The sequence below is a fragment of the Salmonella sp. SAL04202 genome (assembly GCF_046550775.1).
Lineage (GTDB): Bacteria > Pseudomonadota > Gammaproteobacteria > Enterobacterales > Enterobacteriaceae > Salmonella > Salmonella enterica.
The window spans coordinates 1-4,372 of the sequence record NZ_JBGDXK010000014.1 but is presented as its reverse complement, the minus strand read 5'-3'; the positions used below and the strand labels follow the sequence as shown (position 1 = coordinate 4,372).

General features: G+C 49.7%; 5 protein-coding genes and 4 tRNA genes. 2 read left to right on the top strand and 7 right to left on the bottom strand.

Features of this window, described 5'->3' with window-relative positions; genetic code table 11:
• The 5 genes from ACLJQJ_RS23315 to ACLJQJ_RS23295 form a co-directional block, all read right to left on the bottom strand.
• A partial coding sequence (locus tag ACLJQJ_RS23315) for a GTP-binding protein (RefSeq protein ID WP_000031667.1) occupies positions 1 to 236 on the bottom strand: 236 nt, incomplete at its 3' end.
• 115 nt (positions 237 to 351) lie between these two features.
• Positions 352 to 427 (bottom strand) — tRNA-Thr (locus ACLJQJ_RS23310).
• Positions 428 to 433: 6 nt separating this feature from the next.
• A tRNA-Gly gene (locus tag ACLJQJ_RS23305) sits at positions 434 to 508 on the bottom strand.
• Positions 509 to 624: 116 nt separating this feature from the next.
• A tRNA-Tyr gene (locus tag ACLJQJ_RS23300) sits at positions 625 to 709 on the bottom strand.
• 8 nt (positions 710 to 717) lie between these two features.
• Positions 718 to 793 (bottom strand) — tRNA-Thr (locus ACLJQJ_RS23295).
• A gap of 19 nt (positions 794 to 812) precedes the next feature.
• Here ACLJQJ_RS23295 and ACLJQJ_RS23290 point away from each other — a divergent pair.
• Positions 813 to 986, top strand: a complete 174-nt coding sequence (locus ACLJQJ_RS23290; protein WP_001541267.1) for a hypothetical protein — start codon at positions 813 to 815, stop codon at positions 984 to 986.
• Positions 987 to 1,194: 208 nt separating this feature from the next.
• Entirely contained in the window at positions 1,195 to 2,145 is a 951-nt protein-coding gene (gene coaA, locus ACLJQJ_RS23285) for a type I pantothenate kinase (RefSeq protein ID WP_000023069.1), read from the top strand.
• Between the two features lie 34 nt (positions 2,146 to 2,179).
• Here coaA and birA read toward each other — a convergent pair whose 3' ends face one another.
• Positions 2,180 to 3,142: a bifunctional biotin--[acetyl-CoA-carboxylase] ligase/biotin operon repressor BirA gene (birA, locus tag ACLJQJ_RS23280; protein ID WP_000655746.1), complete on the bottom strand. Its 963-nt coding sequence runs from the start codon at positions 3,140 to 3,142 to the stop codon at positions 2,180 to 2,182.
• Positions 3,139 to 4,167 carry a UDP-N-acetylmuramate dehydrogenase gene (gene murB, locus ACLJQJ_RS23275; protein WP_063809726.1) on the bottom strand — a complete coding sequence of 343 codons (1,029 nt, stop codon included), beginning with the start codon at positions 4,165 to 4,167 and terminating at the stop codon, positions 3,139 to 3,141. The genes birA and murB overlap by 4 nt, the downstream gene beginning before the upstream one ends.
• Positions 4,168 to 4,372 lie beyond the last annotated feature (205 nt).

The window sequence follows — 4,372 nt, the reverse complement described above, 5'->3', positions numbered from 1 at the left end:
TGTGCGTAGTGGCGGGTCGGGGTATCGTATTCAACGTGAGAAGTGTTGATGGTGATACCACGCGCTTTTTCTTCCGGCGCGTTATCGATCTGGTCGAATGCGCGAGCGGCACCGCCGTAGGTTTTAGCCAGTACGGTAGTAATGGCAGCGGTCAGCGTTGTTTTACCATGGTCAACGTGGCCGATAGTACCGACGTTAACGTGCGGTTTTGTACGTTCAAACTTTTCTTTAGACATCGATTGTCCCTCTAAGACACGGATAAATCGGTGATATCACCACATCAACCAGGCAACACGCCCGACTTGTTGAATGCTAATAAACAGAAGAGAAAAACAGGAAGGAGAAAAGAAGTGGTGCTGATAGGCAGATTCGAACTGCCGACCTCACCCTTACCAAGGGTGCGCTCTACCAACTGAGCTATATCAGCACATCTTGGAGCGGGCAGCGGGAATCGAACCCGCATCATCAGCTTGGAAGGCTGAGGTAATAGCCATTATACGATGCCCGCATCCTGGAACTCGGCTACCTGATTTTCATTCTGCACTGAATATCGAGAGAAACTCTCTTTATTCGAGCCGGTAAGCGAACTTATCGTCTCGGGCTGCGCCATCGCGCGGCCGAAAATGGTGGTGGGGGAAGGATTCGAACCTTCGAAGTCTGTGACGGCAGATTTACAGTCTGCTCCCTTTGGCCGCTCGGGAACCCCACCGGACTTGATGGTGCCGACTACCGGAATCGAACTGGTGACCTACTGATTACAAGTCAGTTGCTCTACCTACTGAGCTAAGTCGGCATCAAGTAGCGCGCATTCTATGGAGACCTGCGTGCTCATGCAACTAAAAAATTGCATAAAATGTTCTATCGCTCACATTTTGCGCTATAAGAGACAAAAATGCTCTAATTTCAAACAAGAGAGCATAAATTTTCGGCATTTTACCGACCGTCTGACCAGGATACGACGCGGCATTTCAACGCTCCGTCGATAGAAAGCAATCTTCTGTATCTGGTATATTCGTCACATTGCTTCTCAGGGATAGCTTTCACAGCGAGATTTTTTCTTATTATTCCTCCCCATCTGGTGTTACCCTCCTGCCCATTGTCCAAATTAACTTAAATGTGACGTGCCGTTGCATGTCAGGGATGGCCCTCGTTCATCGCTGAACTGATGTAGCAATAGCAGCCAGAAACATGCTTATGAGTATAAAAGAGCAATCGTTAATGACGCCTTACCTACAGTTTGATCGCAGCCAGTGGGCTGCGCTTCGCGATTCTGTGCCGATGACCCTGACCGAGGATGAGATCGCGCAGTTAAAAGGCATTAATGAAGATTTATCGCTGGAAGAAGTTGCAGAAATATATTTACCTCTCTCCCGTTTGCTAAATTTCTATATCAGTTCAAATCTGCGTCGTCAGGCTGTCCTGGAACAGTTTCTGGGCACTAACGGCCAGCGAATCCCTTACATCATCAGTATCGCGGGCAGCGTCGCAGTGGGTAAAAGCACGACAGCACGCGTTCTGCAAGCGTTGCTGAGTCGCTGGCCGGAACACCGCCGTGTTGAATTGATTACCACAGACGGCTTCCTCCACCCAAACCAGGTGTTGAAAGAACGCGGGTTAATGAAGAAAAAGGGGTTCCCCGAATCGTATGATATGCACCGACTGGTGAAATTCGTTTCTGACCTCAAGTCGGGCGTACCGAACGTGACGGCGCCAGTCTATTCTCATTTGATTTACGATGTTATTCCTGAAGGGGATAAAACCGTCGCTCAGCCTGATATATTGATTCTTGAAGGTTTGAATGTTTTACAAAGCGGTATGGATTATCCTCACGATCCGCACCATGTATTTGTCTCTGATTTCGTTGATTTCTCTATTTACGTTGATGCGCCAGAAGAACTTCTTCAGACGTGGTATATCAATCGCTTCCTGAAATTCCGCGAAGGGGCGTTTACCGATCCTGACTCTTATTTCCACAATTATGCGAAATTATCTAAAGAAGAAGCTGTTAATACAGCGACTTCGCTTTGGAAAGAAATTAACTGGTTGAATTTAAAACAAAATATTTTACCCACGCGAGAACGTGCCAGCCTTATTATGACTAAGAGCGCTAACCATGCGGTGGAACAGGTAAGATTGCGGAAATAACAGAAAAAAGGGGAGTACCGACTCCCCTTTTTTACTATTCGGCGCTTCGCAGCGATATTTCTCCGCCCATCCAGGGTTTAATCACGCCATCCTGTTCAAGCAATAATGCGCCCTGAGTATCAATGCCGCGGGAAATACCAAATATTTCTTTGTCGCCAATAATTAGTTTTACCGGACGATCAATAAAATTATCCAGTTTTTTCCAGCGCGAAAGATAAGGAGAAAGTCCTTCTTGCTCAAAAAGCTCAAGCGCAGCACGTAACTTATAAATCAGCTTTGCGGCCAGCATATTGCGGTCGAGCGTAATTCCGGCCTCTTGTAGTGTGATCCATCCCTGATTTATCACGTCCTCTTCTACGCGACGCATTGCCATGTTAATACCAGCGCCAATCACTATTTGTGCGGCATCGCCCGTTTTACCGGTTAACTCGACCAGAATACCCGCCAGTTTGCGATCCAGCAGGTAGAGGTCGTTAGGCCACTTCACACGAACTTTATCTGCGCCCAGTTCACGCAGCACTTCCGCCATCACAATTCCAATGACCAGACTCAAGCCTATTGCCGCCGCAGGCCCCTGCTCCAGACGCCAGTACATTGAAAGATATAGATTCGCACCAAACGGTGAGAACCATTTACGCCCGCGACGACCACGCCCCGCCTGTTGGTATTCTGCTACACAGGCATCGCCTGAACGCAGCTCGCCAATTCGATCAAGTAAATACTGATTGGTTGAATCGATAACGGGCAATACCGCCACGTTTCCGCTATCCAGTTGGCTATGAATACGGTCAGCATCCAGTAACTGGATGGGTTCCGGTAAGCTATATCCTTTCCCGGGAACGGTAAATACATCTACTCCCCAGTCGCGTAATGTCTGGATATGTTTATTAATCGCCGCGCGGCTCATTCCCAGCCGTTCACCCAACTGCTCGCCTGAGTGAAACTCTCCGTCGGCAAGTAGTGAGATCAACGTCAGGGGAACGGTAGTATCTTTCATGCAATGCTCTCCACAGCGTTCACCTCTCCGGACCGACCAATAAAGCGAACCTCAGGCTCCAGCCAGACATTAAATTTTTCACCCACTTTTTGCCGGACATGATGCGCCAGCGCCACCACATCTTTACTTGTCGCATCATTCGCATTAATCAATACCAGCGCCTGTTGGCGATGCACCGCAGCGCCGCCAATAGTGACGCCTTTCAACTGACATTGATCTATCAGCCAGCCTGCCGCCAGCTTCACTGAGCCGTCTGCCTGAGGGTAATGCGGCGCGTTGGGAAATCGTTCTAACAGTTCCATAGCGATATCGGCTGCGACAACGGGATTTTTAAAAAAGCTGCCCGCATTGCCATTCACTTTAGGATCCGGCAATTTTGTGGTGCGCATATGGCATACAGCATCAAACACCTGTTGCGCGGTGACCGTTTTCGGGTCCAGACAAGTAAGATCGCCATAGGTCAACACCGGCTGCCATTGCTTTGACAAACGCAGACCCACCGCGACGATCGCAACGCGATCCTGATATTCATTTTTGAAGATACTGTCACGATAGCCGAAACGGCATTCCGCCGCGGACAAACGCAGACGTTTTCCCGTTTCCAGTTCAACGCAGTCAACGTAGTCGCAGACGCGCTGTAGTTCTACGCCATACGCGCCAATATTCTGTATAGGCGAGGAACCAACGCAGCCAGGGATGAGCGCCAGATTCTCCAGGCCGGGCATGTTGTTGTCCAGCGCGTAGCGAACCAGCTGATGCCAGTTTTCGCCTGCGCCGACGTGTAGGTGCCAGGCGCCCGCGGTTTCATTCACCTCAATGCCTTTCAGGCGGTTAAGGATCACGGTGCCGGCGTAATTTTCCAGAAACAGGACGTTGCTTCCTTCACCCAGGATCATAACCGGCAGTCCCTCACGAGTTGCTTGCTGCCAGGCGCTCAGTAGTTGTTGTTCGTTTTCAGCGCATACGATGTGCTTTGCACAATGATCAATGCCGAAGGTATTCCAGGGTTTTAGGGAGTGGGTCATGGCTGCTTTCCTGATACTCAATCGGCAATAGTTTACCGTATCTGTGTAGGGAAGGCTTGTGGTTATATTGAGGGTGGATCGGCGCGTCCCTGTAGGCTGGATAAGGCGGAGCCGCCATCCGGCAGACTACAGATAAAACAAAAGGCCCTGTCTTCCGACAGGGCCCTTCGTTTTATTTGATGCCTGGCAGTTCCCTACTCTCGCA

What these genes read in the sequence shown, in the direction of transcription:
- ACLJQJ_RS23290 (WP_001541267.1), top strand. Translation starts at nt 813, where the DNA reads ATGGAGACCTGCGTGCTCATGCAACTAAAAAATTGCATAAAATGTTCT.
- coaA (WP_000023069.1), top strand. Translation starts at nt 1,195, where the DNA reads ATGAGTATAAAAGAGCAATCGTTAATGACGCCTTACCTACAGTTTGAT.
- birA (WP_000655746.1), bottom strand. Translation starts at nt 3,142, where the DNA reads ATGAAAGATACTACCGTTCCCCTGACGTTGATCTCACTACTTGCCGAC.
- murB (WP_063809726.1), bottom strand. Translation starts at nt 4,167, where the DNA reads ATGACCCACTCCCTAAAACCCTGGAATACCTTCGGCATTGATCATTGT.